Source organism: Arthrobacter sp. Dra40 (genome assembly GCF_059091905.1).
This window is the reverse complement of sequence record NZ_JBNHHB010000010.1, coordinates 38,912-52,662: the sequence shown is the minus strand read 5'-3', so window position 1 is coordinate 52,662 and position 13,751 is coordinate 38,912. Positions and strand designations below refer to the sequence as shown.

Below are 13,751 nucleotides of genomic sequence, written 5' to 3'. Positions count from 1 at the left end.
GTTCATAACGTCATCAACCGATGATAGAAAGTAAGCACCCTGATCATAACGAGTGGAGCACAGATGGCCCAGCGGCTGGTCGCAGACCTCATGGTGGAACGGCTCCAAGCCTGGCAGGTGCCCCGCATCTTCGGTTACAGCGGGGACGGCATCAACACCTTTATGGGTGCACTGCGGCGGGCCGGAACGGTGGAATTCGTGCAGGCCAGGCATGAGGAGAACGCCGCCTTCATGGCGGTGGGCCACGCCAAGTACACGGGCGGGGTGGGAGTGGTCACCTCCACGCAGGGACCCGGGGCAGTCCACCTGCTCAACGGACTCTACGACGCCGCGTTGGACAGCGTCCCGGTCGTGGCCATCGTGGGACAACAGGCCCGCACCGTGCTCGGTTCGGGGTACATGCAGGAAGTGGACCTGTCCACCCTCACCAAGGACGTTGCCCTCTTCCGGCAGCAGGTCAGCAGCGCGGAGCAGGTGCCGCTGGTCTTCGACCGGGCCTTCAAGGCCGCCTTGGCGGGCCGCGGCCCCGCCGTCGTGATCATTCCTCACGATATCCAGAAGGAGCCGGTTCCCGAACTCGAGCACACCCACGGCGTGGTGGCCACCGCGCCGGTGTGGCGCCCGGGATACGTGGTCCCGCGCCCCGAGGACCTTCGCGCTGCCGCCGACCTGCTCAATGCCGGGCAACGGGTGGCCCTGTTGGTGGGGCAAGGCGCCCGCGACGCCGGCGAGCAGGTGGTGGCAGTTGCAGAGAAACTCGGCGCCGGCATCACCACCAGCCTGCTGGGCAAACCCTATGTGGATGAGTCGCTGCCCTTCGCGGCCGGGACCATGGGCCACCTTGGCACCGGTGCCAGCGGCCAGCTGCTCGGGAACTGCGACACGCTGCTGATTGTTGGCTCCAACGACCCGTGGACGGAGTTTTATCCGCCGCCCGGGGCCGCCCGGGCAGTGCAGATCGACAACGATTCCGGCGCCATCGGCAACCGCTACCCGGTCGAGGCCGCGCTCACCGGCGATGCCGCCACCACCCTGGAGGCGCTGCTGCCGCTGCTGGCGGACCGCCCGTCCAGCCCGTGGCGGGAGCAGGTGGAAGGCTGGGTACGGCAGTCGCGTGAACTGTCGCGGAAGCGGGCGATGACACCGGCGCGGCCGGTCAACCCGGAGCGGGTGGCCTTTGAGCTCAGCGCAAAGTTTCCGGACGACGGCTGGCTCGCCGTCGACGTGGGCAGTTCCGTCTACTGGTATGCCCGGCAGCTTCGACTGCCGCCCGGTGCCCAGGCCCACTTGTCCAGTACCTTGGCGAGCATGGGCTGTTCGCTGCCCTACGGCATAGCCGCCAAACTTGCGGCACCGGAGCGGCCCGTCGTTGTGCTTAGCGGCGACGGGGCGATGCAGATGAGCGGCCTGGCCGAACTGATCACCGTCAGCCGGCTCTGGAAGCAGTGGCTGGACCCGCGCTTCGCCGTCTGCGTCCTGAACAATCGGGAACTGGCCGAAGTGACCTGGGAACAGCGCGAGATGGAGGCCGAACCGCGCTTCGCAGACAGCCAAGCGTTGCCCGATTTCGACTATGCGGGATATGCGCGCCTGCTGGGGCTGCAGGGGAAACGGGTCGAGGATCCTGAGCAGCTCGGTGCCGCCTGGGACGAGGCCCTGGCGGCAGACCGGCCCTATCTGATCGAAGTGGTCACCGATCCCGATGTTCCGCTGCTCCCGCCGTTCCCTGCCGGCCGGGACAAGGCAGACACCATGGCGCAGGCGCTGGAGCAGGAGGGCCCGGCGGCCGACGGCGCCAAGCACCTCCTGCGCACCTACACCGAGCAGGAAGAGTCAGCCGACGGGCACTAGGGGTAGGACAGGGCGCCTGGCGGGGACCCGGCTCCCGCCGGGAGCACAGGCGGCCGGCACCGACCCAGCGGGCCGGTCACCGCTGACTCGACAGCAACGGCGGTGAACGAAAGAATCTTCAGATGAGTGAGGCGGCGGAGTTCATCGACTTCACCCTGCAGCGGGAGGCCACGGAGGAACGGGCGCTAGCGGAGAGGGATCCGGGCGATGGCCTGCGGTACTACGGCGCGTCCATCGGCGCGGTGCGGGGCACGGTCCGCGACGCCGGCCGGAAGTTTCGGCCCCTCTCGCACGATCAGGTCACGGCACTCAGTTCCGAGTTGTGGACGCGACCGGTTTTCGAACTGCGCCTTGCTGCCGTGGTGCTGCTGCAGTCCAACCAGCGCCTCTTGCGGCACTCCGACCTGACCCGGATTGAAGGTTTTCTGCGCGATGCGCACACGGCTGCGTTGGTGGATCCGCTCGCTATCGACGTCGTGGGCCCTCTCATCAACGGGCTGACGGACCAGTCCCGCGCGCGGGCCGAGTCAATCCTCAATCGCTGGGCACGGGAGCCGGATCCCTGGCTGCGCCGGGCTGCCATCCTCGCTCCGCTGCGGGCAGTGCGTGCCGCCAGCATTGACGCGGACGGGGTGGTGCGCCGGACACGTGCTGCCGCGGCGAAGGATGACAGTGACATTGTCCGGGAGGCGGTCGCCGTGCTGCGCAGCGAGTTGGCAAAAATCGACCCCGTGCGGGTGCCGTCCCTCTAGCCGCCGCACTCCGCCGCGTACTGCTGGAGTGCAGAGGACACAAAAAAGCCCCGGAGATTCCGGGGCTTTCTCTGTGCGCAGGAAGGGACTCGAACCCTCACCCTCAATAAGAGGACTAGCACCTCAAGCTAGCGCGTCTACCATTCCGCCACCCGCGCAGGTGGAGTTTTCGAACGATGATCAGGAGCCCTCGGGCGCACTGATTCCGTCGAAAGCAGCGAGAAAAACTCTAACATGTTTTGCCGGAACTGTTGAATCGGGCCGCCGCCTGCCCGCCGTGTCGGCCGCTCGCAGCGCACCCGGCGTGGATGCTGCGGAGGCGCCACTCGGCGCTGCTGCTGCCTCCGACGCCTCTGCTGGATAGGCTGGGGACAGACATCGACTTCGAGGGAGCCTTCATGACCGCACCGAACCCGCACGATGAAGTGGTCCGGATCTGCCAGGAACTGATCCGGTTCGACACCTCCAACTATGGCGGCAATGAGGGCCCGGGGGAGAGGGAGGCCGCCGAGTATACGGCGGGCCTGCTGGAAGAAGCCGGGCTGGCCACCGAGGTGTTCGAGTCCGCGCCCCGCCGGGCTTCCGTCGTGACGCGGATGGCCGGCTCGGACCCCTCGGCCCCTGCGCTGGTGGTGCACGGACACCTTGACGTGGTGCCGGCGCAGGCCGCCGACTGGCAGGTGGACCCGTTCAGTGGGGAGGAGCGGGACGGTCTGATCTGGGGCCGGGGAGCCGTGGACATGAAGGACATGGACGCGATGATCCTCTCGGTTGCGAGGCATATGTCCCGCAGCGGCATCCAGCCCCGCCGCGACATCATCTTCGCATTCTTCGCCGATGAAGAGGCCGGCGGCACCTACGGGGCGCGCTGGGCGGTGGAGAACCGTCCGGAGCTTTTCGACGGGGCCACCGAGGCGATCTCGGAAGTGGGCGGTTTCTCGGCCATGATTGGCGGCCGGCGGGCCTATCTGCTGCAGACCGCGGAAAAGGGGATCGCCTGGCTCCGGCTGGCCGTCGCCGGCCGCGCAGGCCACGGTTCGCAGATCAACACCGACAATGCGGTCACGACGCTGGCCGCCGCCGTGGCGAGGATTGGATCACACCAGTGGCCCATCGAATTGACGGATACCACCCGGCAGTTCCTGGACGGCGTCACCGAGCTGACCGGCGTCGAGTTTGACCCCGATAACCCTGAGATCCTGCTCAAGGAGCTGGGGACAGTGGCCCGCTTTGTGGGCGCCACCTTGCAGAACACCTCGAATCCCACCGTGCTCAAGGCCGGATACAAGGAGAACGTGATTCCCGGCCTGGCCGAGGCGCGGATCGACGCCAGGACGCTGCCCGGCCAGGAAGAGTTGGTGCTGGCCACCATCCGCGAGCTCGCGGGTCCGGACGTGGACGTGAGCTACGTGCACCAGGACAGGTCCCTGGAAGTACCGTTTGCCGGGAACCTGGTGGACGCGATGGTGGACTCGCTCAAGCATGAGGATCCGGACGCGGTGGTGCTTCCGTACACGCTTTCCGGCGGCACCGACAATAAGTCGTTGGCCCGGCTGGGCATCACCGGCTACGGCTTTGCACCGCTGCGGCTGCCGGAAGAGCTGGACTTCACCGGCATGTTCCACGGGGTGGACGAACGGGTGCCGGTGGAATCGCTGAAGTTTGGCACCCGCGTGCTGCAGCGGCTGCTCACCACCTACTGATCTCTGGACGAACGACTCTGTGTACGACGACTCTGTGTGCGAACGACGAAAGGACCGCCGGCATGCCTGCCAGTGTTGAAGAACTGCTCCCGGACGCCCTGCTGGAAACCATCCGTGGACGGGCCGCAGGCTACGACGAGGCGAACAGCTTTTTCCACGAGGACTTCGCCGATCTGGTCGAGGCCGGCTACCTGAAAATGTTCGTGCCGGAAAAAGACGGGGGGCTGGGCTACTCGTTGGAGGAGGCGGTCAGGGCGCAGATGCGGCTGGCCGGCGCGGCTCCGGCCACGGCGTTGGCGGTCAACATGCACCTGGTGTGGACCGGCGTTGCCCGCGTGCTTCAAGCCCGCGGCGACAACAGCCTGGACTATGTCCTGGCCGAGGCCGGCCGCGGCGAAGTCTTCGGCTTCGGAGTGTCCGAAGCCGGCAACGACCAGGTCCTGTTCGACTCGCGCACGGTGGCGGCGCCCCGCGAAGACGGCAGCTATGAATTCACCGGGACGAAGGTCTTCACCAGTTTGTCTCCGGCCTGGACCCGGCTGGGCATCTTCGGCCGAGACGACTCCGGCGTGGAACCGCAACTGGTGTGGGCGTTCATCGACCGCGACAAGCCGGGCTACCGGATCAAGGACGACTGGAACACGCTGGGAATGCGCGCCAGCCAGTCCAACACCACCGTGCTGGAAGGCGCGGTTGCGGCGCCGGACCGGATCTTCCGGAAGCTGCCGGTGGGCCCCAACCCGGATGCGCTGATCTTCGGCATCTTCGCGTGCTTCGAAATCCTGCTTTCCTCCGTGTATGCGGGCATCGGCACCCGCGCCCTGGACCTGGCAGTGGAAGCCGTGCACCGCCGTCGTTCCTTGAAAACGGGCAAGAGTTACGCGCAGGATCCGGACATCCGCTGGCGGGTGGCCGATGCCGCCCTAGCGATGGACGGGCTGTACCCGCAGCTGGCGTCCATCGCCCGCGACGTGGACACGCTGGCCGACCACGGCAAGCTCTGGTTCGCCAAGCTGGCCGGCATCAAAATCAGGGCCACCGAAACCGCCAAGGACGTGGTGGAGAACGCAGTCCGCGTCTCCGGCGGCGGGGGATACTTCCGCGGCCGGGAACTCGAGCGGCTGTACCGCGACGTGTTGGCCGGGCTGTACCACCCCTCGGACGACGAGTCGGCGCACAGCACCATCGCCACGGCCTGGTTGGGGCCGTTGGACGACTGAACCGGACGGCTCACGCAGTGCGGCGCACCGCCTGGCGGGGTTCAGGCGGTGCGTTCGACCCTGAGCACCCGGCGGCGCAGCCAGTACTTGCGCCCGCCGCCCAGATACAGGCGGGTGCGCACCAGATCCCACTTGCCGTACTCGGCGTGGTCGGTCAGCACCCGGCGTGCTTCCCCGACGGATTCGCCTTTGCTGACAGTGAGGACCAGGTATTCGTACTCCCGGGCGTAGTCGCGTTCGCGGGTGACAGCGGCACCCAGAAATTGTTCTCTCATTGCCCTCCTGTTCTATTCACTTATTCTCCACATTGCGGCTAACGTCTACATCATGAGCATTGATCCGCGTGTCGCACTGGAGTCCCTGGTTTCCGCGCTGCAGGAACATCTGGCCGCCGCTTCGAGCCGCCGGGGTGAAGACGATCCTGCCGTGGAGGCAGCCTTTTCGTCCATTATGGAATCCTTCGAGACGTATGAGGACGCGCTCTACGATGCTTACGGCGAAGTGACGCCGCTGGTCATTTACGACGAGTCAGATGACGAGGACATGGACGACCCGGACGACGTAGTGGACCCGTTCGACGACGATCTGGAAATCGAAGAAAAGTAGGACCGGCGCGCCAAGATCAGGGCGCCTGCTCAGCGCGTCCAGATCAGGGCGCGGAAATCTCGTCCAGCACCTGGGCGATCTCGGCAGGCAAAGCATCCAGCGGAGCCTTGAGGATCTCGTCCAGCTGTGCGGGCGTTCGCGGTCCCACCACGGCGGTGCCGACTGCGGGCCGCTGCAGCACCCAGTTCAGGGCCAGGTCCAGCGGCCGGACGTCCAGGCCACGGGCCGCCGTAGCCAGCGCATCCACAATCCTGGCCGGCCGACCGGACAGGTACGGCTCCACGAAACCCGCATGCTGCTCGGAGGCGGCCCGTGAATCGGCCGGTGTGCCGGTGCGGTATTTACCGGTCAAGACGCCGCGTCCCAGCGGCGACCACGCCATCAAGCCAGGGCCCAGCGCGGTGGCCGCCGGAACCACTTCATGTTCCGGCCGGCGCTGCAGCAGCGAGTACTCGTTCTGCACCGCGACCAGCGGAACCGGGCTGACCGAGACCGCCCGCGCCAGCTGCCAGCCGGAATAGTTGGACACCCCCACGTAGCGCACACGGCCGGAGGAGACGGCGTGTTCGAGCGCTGACAGGGTTTCTTCCAGCGGAGCCGAGGCATCGTCCCAGAGGTGGACCAGCCACAGATCCAAATAGTCGGTGCCCAGCCGCGCCAGGCTGGCGTCCAGGCTGCGCAGCATGGCGCCGCGGGAAGTGTCCACCTCGCGCCGGCCCTCGCTGCGGGTCACGCCGGCCTTGGAGACCACCAGCACTTCCTGCCGTGGGACCAGTTCGCCCAGGAACGCGCCGAGCATCGCCTCGCTGCGGCCCTCGGCGTAGGGCGCGGCGGTGTCCAGCAGTGTGCCGCCGGCCTCGAGATAGGCGCGCAGCATGGCACCGGCGTTCTCCTCGTCCGTCTCCTCGCCCCAGGTCATCGTTCCCAGCGACAGCTGCGGGACCTTCAGCCCGCTGGTACCCAAGCGCTTGTGCTCCATAGAGCCAGCTTATGGCCTGCGGCGCCGTGCCCTTGGCAGCGGCCCGCCGACGCCGCGCCCCCGATCCCGCCTGCCCGGGGCAGCGCCGCCCGTGCTCATACCGCGGGCGGAACTTCGTCCGGGGGACTGTGTCTGGTTCCGTTTCCGGGGCCCGCGTGCCATAGGGTCTAGTGTGTGAATTGGCTAGAAGCAATCCTCTTGGGCCTCGTGCAGGGCCTGACCGAGTTCCTCCCGATCTCGTCCAGCGCACACCTGCGCATCGTGGGCGAGTTCCTGCCCGGTGCCGCCGATCCAGGGGCTGCTTTCACCGCCATCACCCAGCTGGGCACCGAAACCGCCGTGGTCGTCTATTTCTGGCGCGATATCGTCAACATCGTCAAGGCCTGGTTCGGTTCGCTGACCGGCAAGGTGCCGCGCAATGATCCGGACGCCCGGATGGGCTGGCTGGTCATCATCGGCTCGATCCCCATCGGCGTGCTCGGGCTGCTGTTTCAGGACCAGATCGAATCCACCTTCCGGAGCCTGTGGATTGTGGCCACCATGTTGATTGTCTTCGGCGTGTTCCTGGCCATCGCGGACTCCATCGGCCGGCACACGCGCACGCTGGACAAACTAACCTACAAACACGGAATCCTGTACGGCTTGGCCCAGGCGCTGGCCCTGATGCCGGGCGTCTCGCGCTCCGGCGGCACCATCACCGCCGGCCTGCTGATGGGCTACACGCGCGGTGCGGCGGCCCGCTATTCATTCCTGCTGGCCATTCCGGCGGTCTTTGCCTCCGGCCTGTACCAGTTGGCCAAGAGCTTCGGCGAACCCGGGCCGTACGGCCTCGGCGAGACCGCGCTGGCCACGCTGGTCGCGTTCGGCGTGGGTTTCGTCATCATCGGCTGGTTCCTGAAGTACGTGTCCACCCGCAGCTACCGCCTGTTTGTCTGGTACCGGATCGGCCTGGGCACACTGTTATTCGTGCTGCTGGGCTTCGGGATCATCAACGCCTGACAGAGCGGGAATTTATCCGGCTCCTGCGTCCTTAAACGTTAGGAGCTTTAATGTACGACGGCGGGACCGCGCCCCTGCGGCCGGTCCACCTCATTGGAAGGAAACTCAAGAGTGCTTGGTTGGAATGCCCATGCCGTACCCGAAATTCCGGGTGGCAAAGACGAACTGACCATCCACGACACCTCCGTGGGGTCGCTGGTAGCGCTTGAACCCTCCTCCACCGGAAGCCTCTACGTCTGCGGCATCACCCCGTACGATGCCACCCATATGGGCCACGCCGCCACGTACGTGGCGTTCGACCTGCTCAACCGTTATTGGCGCGATGCCGGCCGCACCGTGAACTACGTTCAGAACGTGACGGACATCGACGATCCGCTGCTGGAACGGGCCAACGCCACCGGGATGGACTGGCAGATTCTGGCGAAGGACCAGACGGAGCTGTTCCGCACGGACATGGAAGAGCTCAACGTCATCCCGCCCGAGCAGTATGTGGGTGCCGTGGAATCCATCGAGTGGATTGTTCCGGCGGTGGAGGACCTGCTGGCCCGTGGCCTGGCCTATCGGGTACCCGGCGCCGACGGCGAGCCCGACGGCGATGTCTACTTCGACTCCGTTGCTGCGTCCGGGCCTGGCTGGCACAACGGCGCGACCTCCCGCCTGACCGAAGAGGAAATGCTGCCGCTCTTTGCCGAGCGCGGTGGAGACCCGGAACGCCAGGGCAAGAAGCACCCGCTGGATGCGCTGTTGTGGCGCGTGGCCCGCGACGGTGAGCCCGAGTGGCCGGGTGCCTCCCTGGGCGACGGCCGGCCCGGCTGGCATATCGAGTGTTCGGTGATTGCCCGCAAGTTCCTGCCGGAAACCTTCGATGTCCAGGCCGGCGGCTCCGACCTGAGCTTCCCGCACCACGAAATGAGCGCCGGCCACGCCTACGCCATGGCGGGCAAGCCGCTGGCCAAGCATTTCGTGCACGCCGGCATGGTGGGCCTCGACGGCGAAAAGATGAGCAAGTCCAAGGGCAACTTGGTGCTTGTTTCGGCGCTACGCGAGGACGGCGTGGAGCCTGCCGCCATTCGCACGGTCCTGTTGGGCCAGCATTACCGCAGCGACTGGTTCTGGACTGAGGAACTGCTGCACAAGGCCCAGGCGCGGCTGGCTGCCTGGCGCGGTGCCGCCGCCTTTGTGCAGGCGGACCAGGTTCCCGAACTCGCGCAGCAGGTGCGACGCGCGCTGTCCAACGACCTCAATGCCCCCGCCGCACTGGCCGAGGTCGACGGCTTCGCCGAGCACTCCCGCGAGCAGGCCAACGGCCAGCCGCAGGACGGCGCCGAACAGTTCGCCGCCCTGCTCGACGCACTGCTAGGCATCCGGCTCTAAACTCGCGGCCTGCGCCAGAACAGAACGCCGCTTAGGCACCTCGCTCGTTCCTCGCTCGGCGATGCGCGGCATAGCTGTTCCGGCCTCCGGCCGCCCGTTGTTTCTTTCCGCTTATTCTTTGCGGCGCTTCTTGAGGTAGCGCTCGAATTCGCGGGCGATGGATTCGCCGGTGGCCTCCGGCAGTTCGGCCGTATCCTTGGCCTCCTCAAGCTGCCGCACGTAGGCGGCGACTTCGGGGTCCTCGGTGGCCAGTTCGTCGACGCCGCGTTCCCACGCTTCGGCTTCTTCGCTGAGGACGGATACTTCCAGCGGCACCTGAAGGATGTCTTCGAGCCGGTGCAGCAGCGCCAGCTCCGCCTTGGGGGAGGGCGACTGGCCTACATAGTGCGGCACCGCAGCCCAGACGGACATGGTCGGGATCCCGGCAAGCGAGGCAACATCGGCGAGCACACCGACAATTCCGGTGGGGCCTTCGTACTGGCTGGTTTCGGTGTTCAAGGCGCGCCGCACGTCGTCGTCGTCGCTGGTCACCGTCACGGGGATGGGCCGCGAGTGCGGGACGTCGGCCAGCAGCGCGCCCACCAGAATGATGCAATCCACCCCCAACTCCTCGGCGTGGGCCAAGAGTTCGGCGGTGTAGGCACGCCAGCGGTAGGACGGCTCCACGCCGTGGACAAAAATGATGTCCAGCGGGGCGTCGGGAACGCTGCTGCGGGTGAGCTTCGTCGTCGGCCATTTGATCCGGCGTTCGCCGGAACCGGTGCGGTGGACAACCGGTCTGGTGAACTGAAAATCGTAGTAAAGATCGGGGTCAACGGTGGCCACCTTGTGGCTCTCCCACAGCCGGCTGAGGTACTTGACGGCATCCGTTGCGGCTTCGCCGGCATCGTTCCAGCCTTCGAAGGCAGCCAACATCACGGTATAGCGCCGCGGTGCCTCGCCGGCCTTGGCCTGCGGGAACAGCAGATGCAGGCCGTGCTTCTCGGCGGGGCCGTCCGTGGGCAGATCGCCACTGTCCTGAGTACTCACGGTTTCACCCTAATCCTCCGGACACGGCTTGTCAGTGAGCCCCTTTGCGATTCGCGCAAAGCAGAGCGGCTGGATTCCGCTGCCCAGGCGCGGCCGCAGCGGGGCCGGCGGGGCCCGTAGACTGGTGCCATGCCCGCACTTGACCCTTCCGCCGCTGCGCCCGGCGCACTTCAGCCAGACCTGCAGGCGGTGTTCTGGGATATGGACGGAACACTCGTCGATACCGAACCGTATTGGATCGAAGCCGAATCGGAACTCGTCGCCTCGTTCGGTGGCGTATGGAGTGACGAGCTGGGCCTGAAACTGGTGGGCAATGCGCTGGAGACATCGGCCGCGGTGCTGCAGCAGGCAGGCGTCGACCTCAGCATCCGCGACATCATCGACCAGCTGATCGACGCCGTGACCGCACGAGTCCGCCACAGCATCCCGTGGCGTCCCGGGGCCCGCGAACTGCTCGCTGAGCTGTTGGAGGCGCGCATCCCCACCGTGTTGGTGACCATGAGCGAGACGAAATTGGCCACCGAAGTGGTGCGTGCGCTGCCCGAGGGCAGCTTCCAGTACCTGGTCACCGGCGACATGGTCGGCCAAGGTAAGCCGCACCCGGAGCCTTACCAACGTGCTTTTGACTGGCTCAGCGGCCGTCTGCCGGGCGCAGACAAGCGGTACGTCGTGGCGCTGGAAGACTCCGTTCCCGGAGTTGCCGCGGCCGAAGCCGCCGGTCTGGTGACGGTGGCCATTCCGAACGTGGTGCCGGTTCCGCAGGCACTTGGGCGTCCGCAATGGGACAGCCTGGCCGGCAAGGGCGTTATGGACTTGGAGCGGCTCTTAGTGCCTGCGTCCCAGGAAGCAGGAGTATGAGCACGCAGACACCCCGGCCGCCGGAGCAAAAACAACGCAGCGAAGGGATTCCGCTGGGCCGGATGTTCGGCGTGCCGGTGGTGCTCGCCTGGTCCTGGTTCGTCATCGCCGCTTTCATCGTGCTGATCTTCGGGCCCCAGGTTCAGCGGTTGATGCCGGAAATCGGCGTCGGCGCCTACGGGGTGGCCTTCGGCTATGCGCTGCTGCTGCTGTTCTCCGTGCTGGTCCACGAGCTCGCCCACGCCCTGACGGCCCGGGCCTTCCACTGGCCAACGGCCAAGATCGTGCTCAATCTCTGGGGCGGCCACACCCAGTTCGACAATTTCAACGCCACACCGGGCAAGTCGCTGATGGTGGCGTTGTCCGGTCCGGTAGCCAACTTTGCGCTGGCCGGCCTCGGTTCGCTGGTCCTCCCGCTGTTCCGCGGCGAGCCGATTCCGTTCCTGCTGACCGATATTTTCATCTTGGCGAACTTCTTGGTGGCGGTTTTCAATATCCTGCCGGGCCTGCCCCTGGACGGCGGGCGGCTGGTGGAGACCGCGGTCTGGAAAGCGACCGGTAGCCAGGAAAAGGGCACCGTGGCGGCAGGCTGGGCCGGCCGCGTCATCGTTGTGCTGCTGGTGATCGGTGTCATCGGCATTCCGTTGCTGCGGGGCGGAACGCCCGACCTGCAAATGGTGGTGCTCATGGTGCTGGTCTGCGGCTTCCTCTGGATGGGAGCCAGCTCGGCCATCGGGCACGCCCGGATGCGGCTGCGCCTGCCGTCCGTCAGCGCAGGGCAGCTCAAACTTCCGGCGACCTCGCTGCCAGCCACCGCCATGGTTGCCCAGGTTCAGCAGCTGCTGGAGCGGGAACCGGAGCTCAGCGTGGTGCTCACCGCCGCCACCGGCCAGCCGGAAGCTGTGGTGGACCGCGGTGCGCTGAGCCAAGTACCGCCGTCGGCCGCCGCACAGACCCCGGCGGCAGCCGTCTCCCGGGCGTTGGCACCGGGAGCGTACGTCCCGGAAGTGGCCGCTGGCCAGGAATTGGTGCAGTATCTGGCCCGGTTGGCCGGCAGTGAGTACGCGGTGATCGACGGCGGCGGCCGCGTCACCGGGGTGCTGCAGCAAAGCACCGTGGTCCGCGCCATCACCGGCAAGCCGGGCCGGCTCTGACCTTCCCCACCGTCCGCGCAGGCAGCTGAGCTGTCGGTCGGAATACAATCGACAAAACCCGGCGGTTGGCACCGCCGCGGCACCGCAACAACAACCGGAAGTGATTCACGCATGAGCTCCTTCACCAGCCCGCACGGCGCCGACCAGCGACGCGGACCGCTCCGGCCCGGCGAACGGGTCCAGCTCACGGATGAAAAGGGCCGGATGAACACCATCACCCTCACGCCGGGGGGCGCTTTCCATACGCATAAGGGGTTCCTGCCGCACGACGAAATCATCGGCCTGGAAGAAGGGACCGTCGTGGCCAACACGGTGGGCCACCGCTACCAGGCGCTGCGTCCGCTGCTGTCGGACTTCGTGCTGTCCATGCCGCGGGGCGCCGCCGTCGTCTATCCCAAGGACGCCGCGCAGATTGTCACCATGGCGGACATCTTCCCCGGTGCCCGGGTGGTGGAAGCCGGGGTCGGCTCCGGCGCACTGAGCATTTCCCTGCTGCGCGCGGTGGGCGACGGCGGGCGGCTGCATTCGTTTGAACGCCGCGAAGAATTCGCCGACGTCGCCCGCGGCAATGTGGAAACCTTCTTCGGTGGACCGCACCCGGCCTGGCAAATCTCGCTGGGCGACTTCCAGGATGAAGTCGTCAAGGCCGAGGAACCCGGCAGCGTGGACCGCGTGGTGCTGGACATGCTGGCGCCGTGGGAATGCCTGGACGCCGTGGCCACGGTGCTGGCGCCCGGGGGAGTGTGGATCAACTATGTTGCCACCGTGACCCAGTTGTCCCGCACGGCCGAAGCCATCCGCGAAGACGGCCGGTTCACCGAACCCGAAGGGTGGGAGTCCATGGTCCGGGGCTGGCATCTGGAGGGGCTGGCCGTTCGGCCCGACCACCGGATGGTGGCGCACACCGGCTTCCTGCTTACCGCCCGGCGGCTGGCCGGCGGCGTGACCGGGTTGACGCCCAAACGCCGTCCGTCCAAGACCGAATTCGCCGCCGAGGACGTGCAGGTCTGGACCGGCAACGAAGAAGACTGGAATGCCGAGGGCCTGGGGGAGCGGACCGTATCGGACAAGCGGCTGCGCCGGGTGGCCAAGGACGCCGCGTCCACTGTCCAGCGCGGCGCGTTTAAGGACGTCAACCCCGAAACCGACTAGTCGGGCAGGGGCATCCAGGCGCTCGGCCCGGCCCGGGCTAGCGCCGCGCCCGAATTCAGGTGCTGCAATCTCGC

General features: G+C 66.9%; 13 protein-coding genes and 1 tRNA gene. 10 read left to right on the top strand and 4 right to left on the bottom strand.

What is annotated here, in order from left to right:
- Positions 1-63: 63 nt before the first annotated feature.
- Both AC5RWT_RS07410 and AC5RWT_RS07405 read left to right on the top strand, forming a co-directional pair.
- The gene (locus tag AC5RWT_RS07410) at positions 64-1,851 is read left to right on the top strand and encodes a thiamine pyrophosphate-requiring protein (RefSeq protein ID WP_494079735.1); all 1,788 of its coding nucleotides are present in this window, start codon (positions 64-66) and stop codon (positions 1,849-1,851) included.
- A gap of 122 nt (positions 1,852-1,973) precedes the next feature.
- A complete protein-coding gene (locus AC5RWT_RS07405; protein WP_494043800.1) occupies positions 1,974-2,603 on the top strand; it encodes a DNA alkylation repair protein in 630 nt (209 codons plus the stop codon).
- A 74-nt stretch (positions 2,604-2,677) separates the two neighbouring features.
- Here AC5RWT_RS07405 and AC5RWT_RS07400 read toward each other — a convergent pair.
- Positions 2,678-2,761 (bottom strand) — tRNA-Leu (locus tag AC5RWT_RS07400).
- Positions 2,762-3,001: 240 nt separating this feature from the next.
- On the opposite strand from AC5RWT_RS07400, the gene AC5RWT_RS07395 reads away from it, so the two are divergent.
- Positions 3,002-4,306, top strand: coding sequence for a M20/M25/M40 family metallo-hydrolase (locus tag AC5RWT_RS07395; RefSeq protein ID WP_494043799.1), 1,305 nt, complete (start codon positions 3,002-3,004; stop codon positions 4,304-4,306).
- Positions 4,307-4,368: 62 nt separating this feature from the next.
- Positions 4,369-5,526 (top strand): acyl-CoA dehydrogenase family protein, encoded by a 1,158-nt coding sequence (locus AC5RWT_RS07390; RefSeq protein ID WP_494043798.1) that lies wholly within the window; start codon positions 4,369-4,371, stop codon positions 5,524-5,526.
- A 41-nt stretch (positions 5,527-5,567) separates the two neighbouring features.
- Here the strand turns inward: AC5RWT_RS07390 and AC5RWT_RS07385 are convergent, their stop codons facing one another.
- The gene (locus AC5RWT_RS07385) at positions 5,568-5,801 is read right to left on the bottom strand and encodes a DUF5703 family protein (protein WP_494043797.1); all 234 of its coding nucleotides are present in this window, start codon (positions 5,799-5,801) and stop codon (positions 5,568-5,570) included.
- Between the two features lie 52 nt (positions 5,802-5,853).
- On the opposite strand from AC5RWT_RS07385, the gene AC5RWT_RS07380 reads away from it, so the two are divergent.
- Positions 5,854-6,132, top strand: coding sequence for a hypothetical protein (locus tag AC5RWT_RS07380; RefSeq protein ID WP_136786747.1), 279 nt, complete (start codon positions 5,854-5,856; stop codon positions 6,130-6,132).
- 43 nt (positions 6,133-6,175) lie between these two features.
- Here the strand turns inward: AC5RWT_RS07380 and AC5RWT_RS07375 are convergent, their stop codons facing one another.
- Positions 6,176-7,111 carry an aldo/keto reductase gene (locus AC5RWT_RS07375; RefSeq protein ID WP_494079734.1) on the bottom strand — a complete coding sequence of 312 codons (936 nt, stop codon included), beginning with the start codon at positions 7,109-7,111 and terminating at the stop codon, positions 6,176-6,178.
- Between the two features lie 174 nt (positions 7,112-7,285).
- On the opposite strand from AC5RWT_RS07375, the gene AC5RWT_RS07370 reads away from it, so the two are divergent.
- Together AC5RWT_RS07370 and mshC are read left to right on the top strand one after the other, a co-directional pair.
- Positions 7,286-8,110 carry an undecaprenyl-diphosphate phosphatase gene (locus AC5RWT_RS07370; protein ID WP_494043795.1) on the top strand — a complete coding sequence of 275 codons (825 nt, stop codon included), beginning with the start codon at positions 7,286-7,288 and terminating at the stop codon, positions 8,108-8,110.
- A 111-nt stretch (positions 8,111-8,221) separates the two neighbouring features.
- Positions 8,222-9,484 (top strand): cysteine--1-D-myo-inosityl 2-amino-2-deoxy-alpha-D-glucopyranoside ligase, encoded by a 1,263-nt coding sequence (mshC, locus tag AC5RWT_RS07365; protein ID WP_494079733.1) that lies wholly within the window; start codon positions 8,222-8,224, stop codon positions 9,482-9,484.
- Between the two features lie 111 nt (positions 9,485-9,595).
- Here mshC and AC5RWT_RS07360 read toward each other — a convergent pair whose 3' ends face one another.
- A complete protein-coding gene (locus AC5RWT_RS07360) occupies positions 9,596-10,456 on the bottom strand; it encodes a PAC2 family protein (RefSeq protein ID WP_494079777.1) in 861 nt (286 codons plus the stop codon).
- A gap of 186 nt (positions 10,457-10,642) precedes the next feature.
- Between AC5RWT_RS07360 and AC5RWT_RS07355 the strand changes: the two genes are divergently transcribed.
- The 3 genes from AC5RWT_RS07355 to AC5RWT_RS07345 all read left to right on the top strand — a co-directional run bounded on the left by AC5RWT_RS07355 (position 10,643) and on the right by AC5RWT_RS07345 (position 13,677).
- Positions 10,643-11,371, top strand: a complete 729-nt coding sequence (locus AC5RWT_RS07355) for an HAD family hydrolase (protein ID WP_494079732.1) — start codon at positions 10,643-10,645, stop codon at positions 11,369-11,371.
- Entirely contained in the window at positions 11,368-12,525 is a 1,158-nt protein-coding gene (locus tag AC5RWT_RS07350; protein WP_494043792.1) for a site-2 protease family protein, read from the top strand. The genes AC5RWT_RS07355 and AC5RWT_RS07350 overlap by 4 nt, the downstream gene beginning before the upstream one ends.
- A gap of 111 nt (positions 12,526-12,636) precedes the next feature.
- A complete protein-coding gene (locus tag AC5RWT_RS07345; protein ID WP_494043791.1) occupies positions 12,637-13,677 on the top strand; it encodes a tRNA (adenine-N1)-methyltransferase in 1,041 nt (346 codons plus the stop codon).
- Positions 13,678-13,751 lie beyond the last annotated feature (74 nt).

Excerpts from the sequence above, each read along its gene's own strand:
- AC5RWT_RS07395 (WP_494043799.1), top strand. The coding sequence starts at position 3,002 with ATGACCGCACCGAACCCGCACGATGAAGTGGTCCGGATCTGCCAGGAA.
- AC5RWT_RS07380 (WP_136786747.1), top strand. The coding sequence starts at position 5,854 with ATGAGCATTGATCCGCGTGTCGCACTGGAGTCCCTGGTTTCCGCGCTG.
- AC5RWT_RS07375 (WP_494079734.1), bottom strand. The coding sequence starts at position 7,111 with ATGGAGCACAAGCGCTTGGGTACCAGCGGGCTGAAGGTCCCGCAGCTG.
- AC5RWT_RS07405 (WP_494043800.1), top strand. The coding sequence starts at position 1,974 with ATGAGTGAGGCGGCGGAGTTCATCGACTTCACCCTGCAGCGGGAGGCC.
- AC5RWT_RS07345 (WP_494043791.1), top strand. The coding sequence starts at position 12,637 with ATGAGCTCCTTCACCAGCCCGCACGGCGCCGACCAGCGACGCGGACCG.
- AC5RWT_RS07390 (WP_494043798.1), top strand. The coding sequence starts at position 4,369 with ATGCCTGCCAGTGTTGAAGAACTGCTCCCGGACGCCCTGCTGGAAACC.
- AC5RWT_RS07385 (WP_494043797.1), bottom strand. The coding sequence starts at position 5,801 with ATGAGAGAACAATTTCTGGGTGCCGCTGTCACCCGCGAACGCGACTAC.
- AC5RWT_RS07355 (WP_494079732.1), top strand. The coding sequence starts at position 10,643 with ATGCCCGCACTTGACCCTTCCGCCGCTGCGCCCGGCGCACTTCAGCCA.
- AC5RWT_RS07410 (WP_494079735.1), top strand. The coding sequence starts at position 64 with ATGGCCCAGCGGCTGGTCGCAGACCTCATGGTGGAACGGCTCCAAGCC.
- AC5RWT_RS07350 (WP_494043792.1), top strand. The coding sequence starts at position 11,368 with ATGAGCACGCAGACACCCCGGCCGCCGGAGCAAAAACAACGCAGCGAA.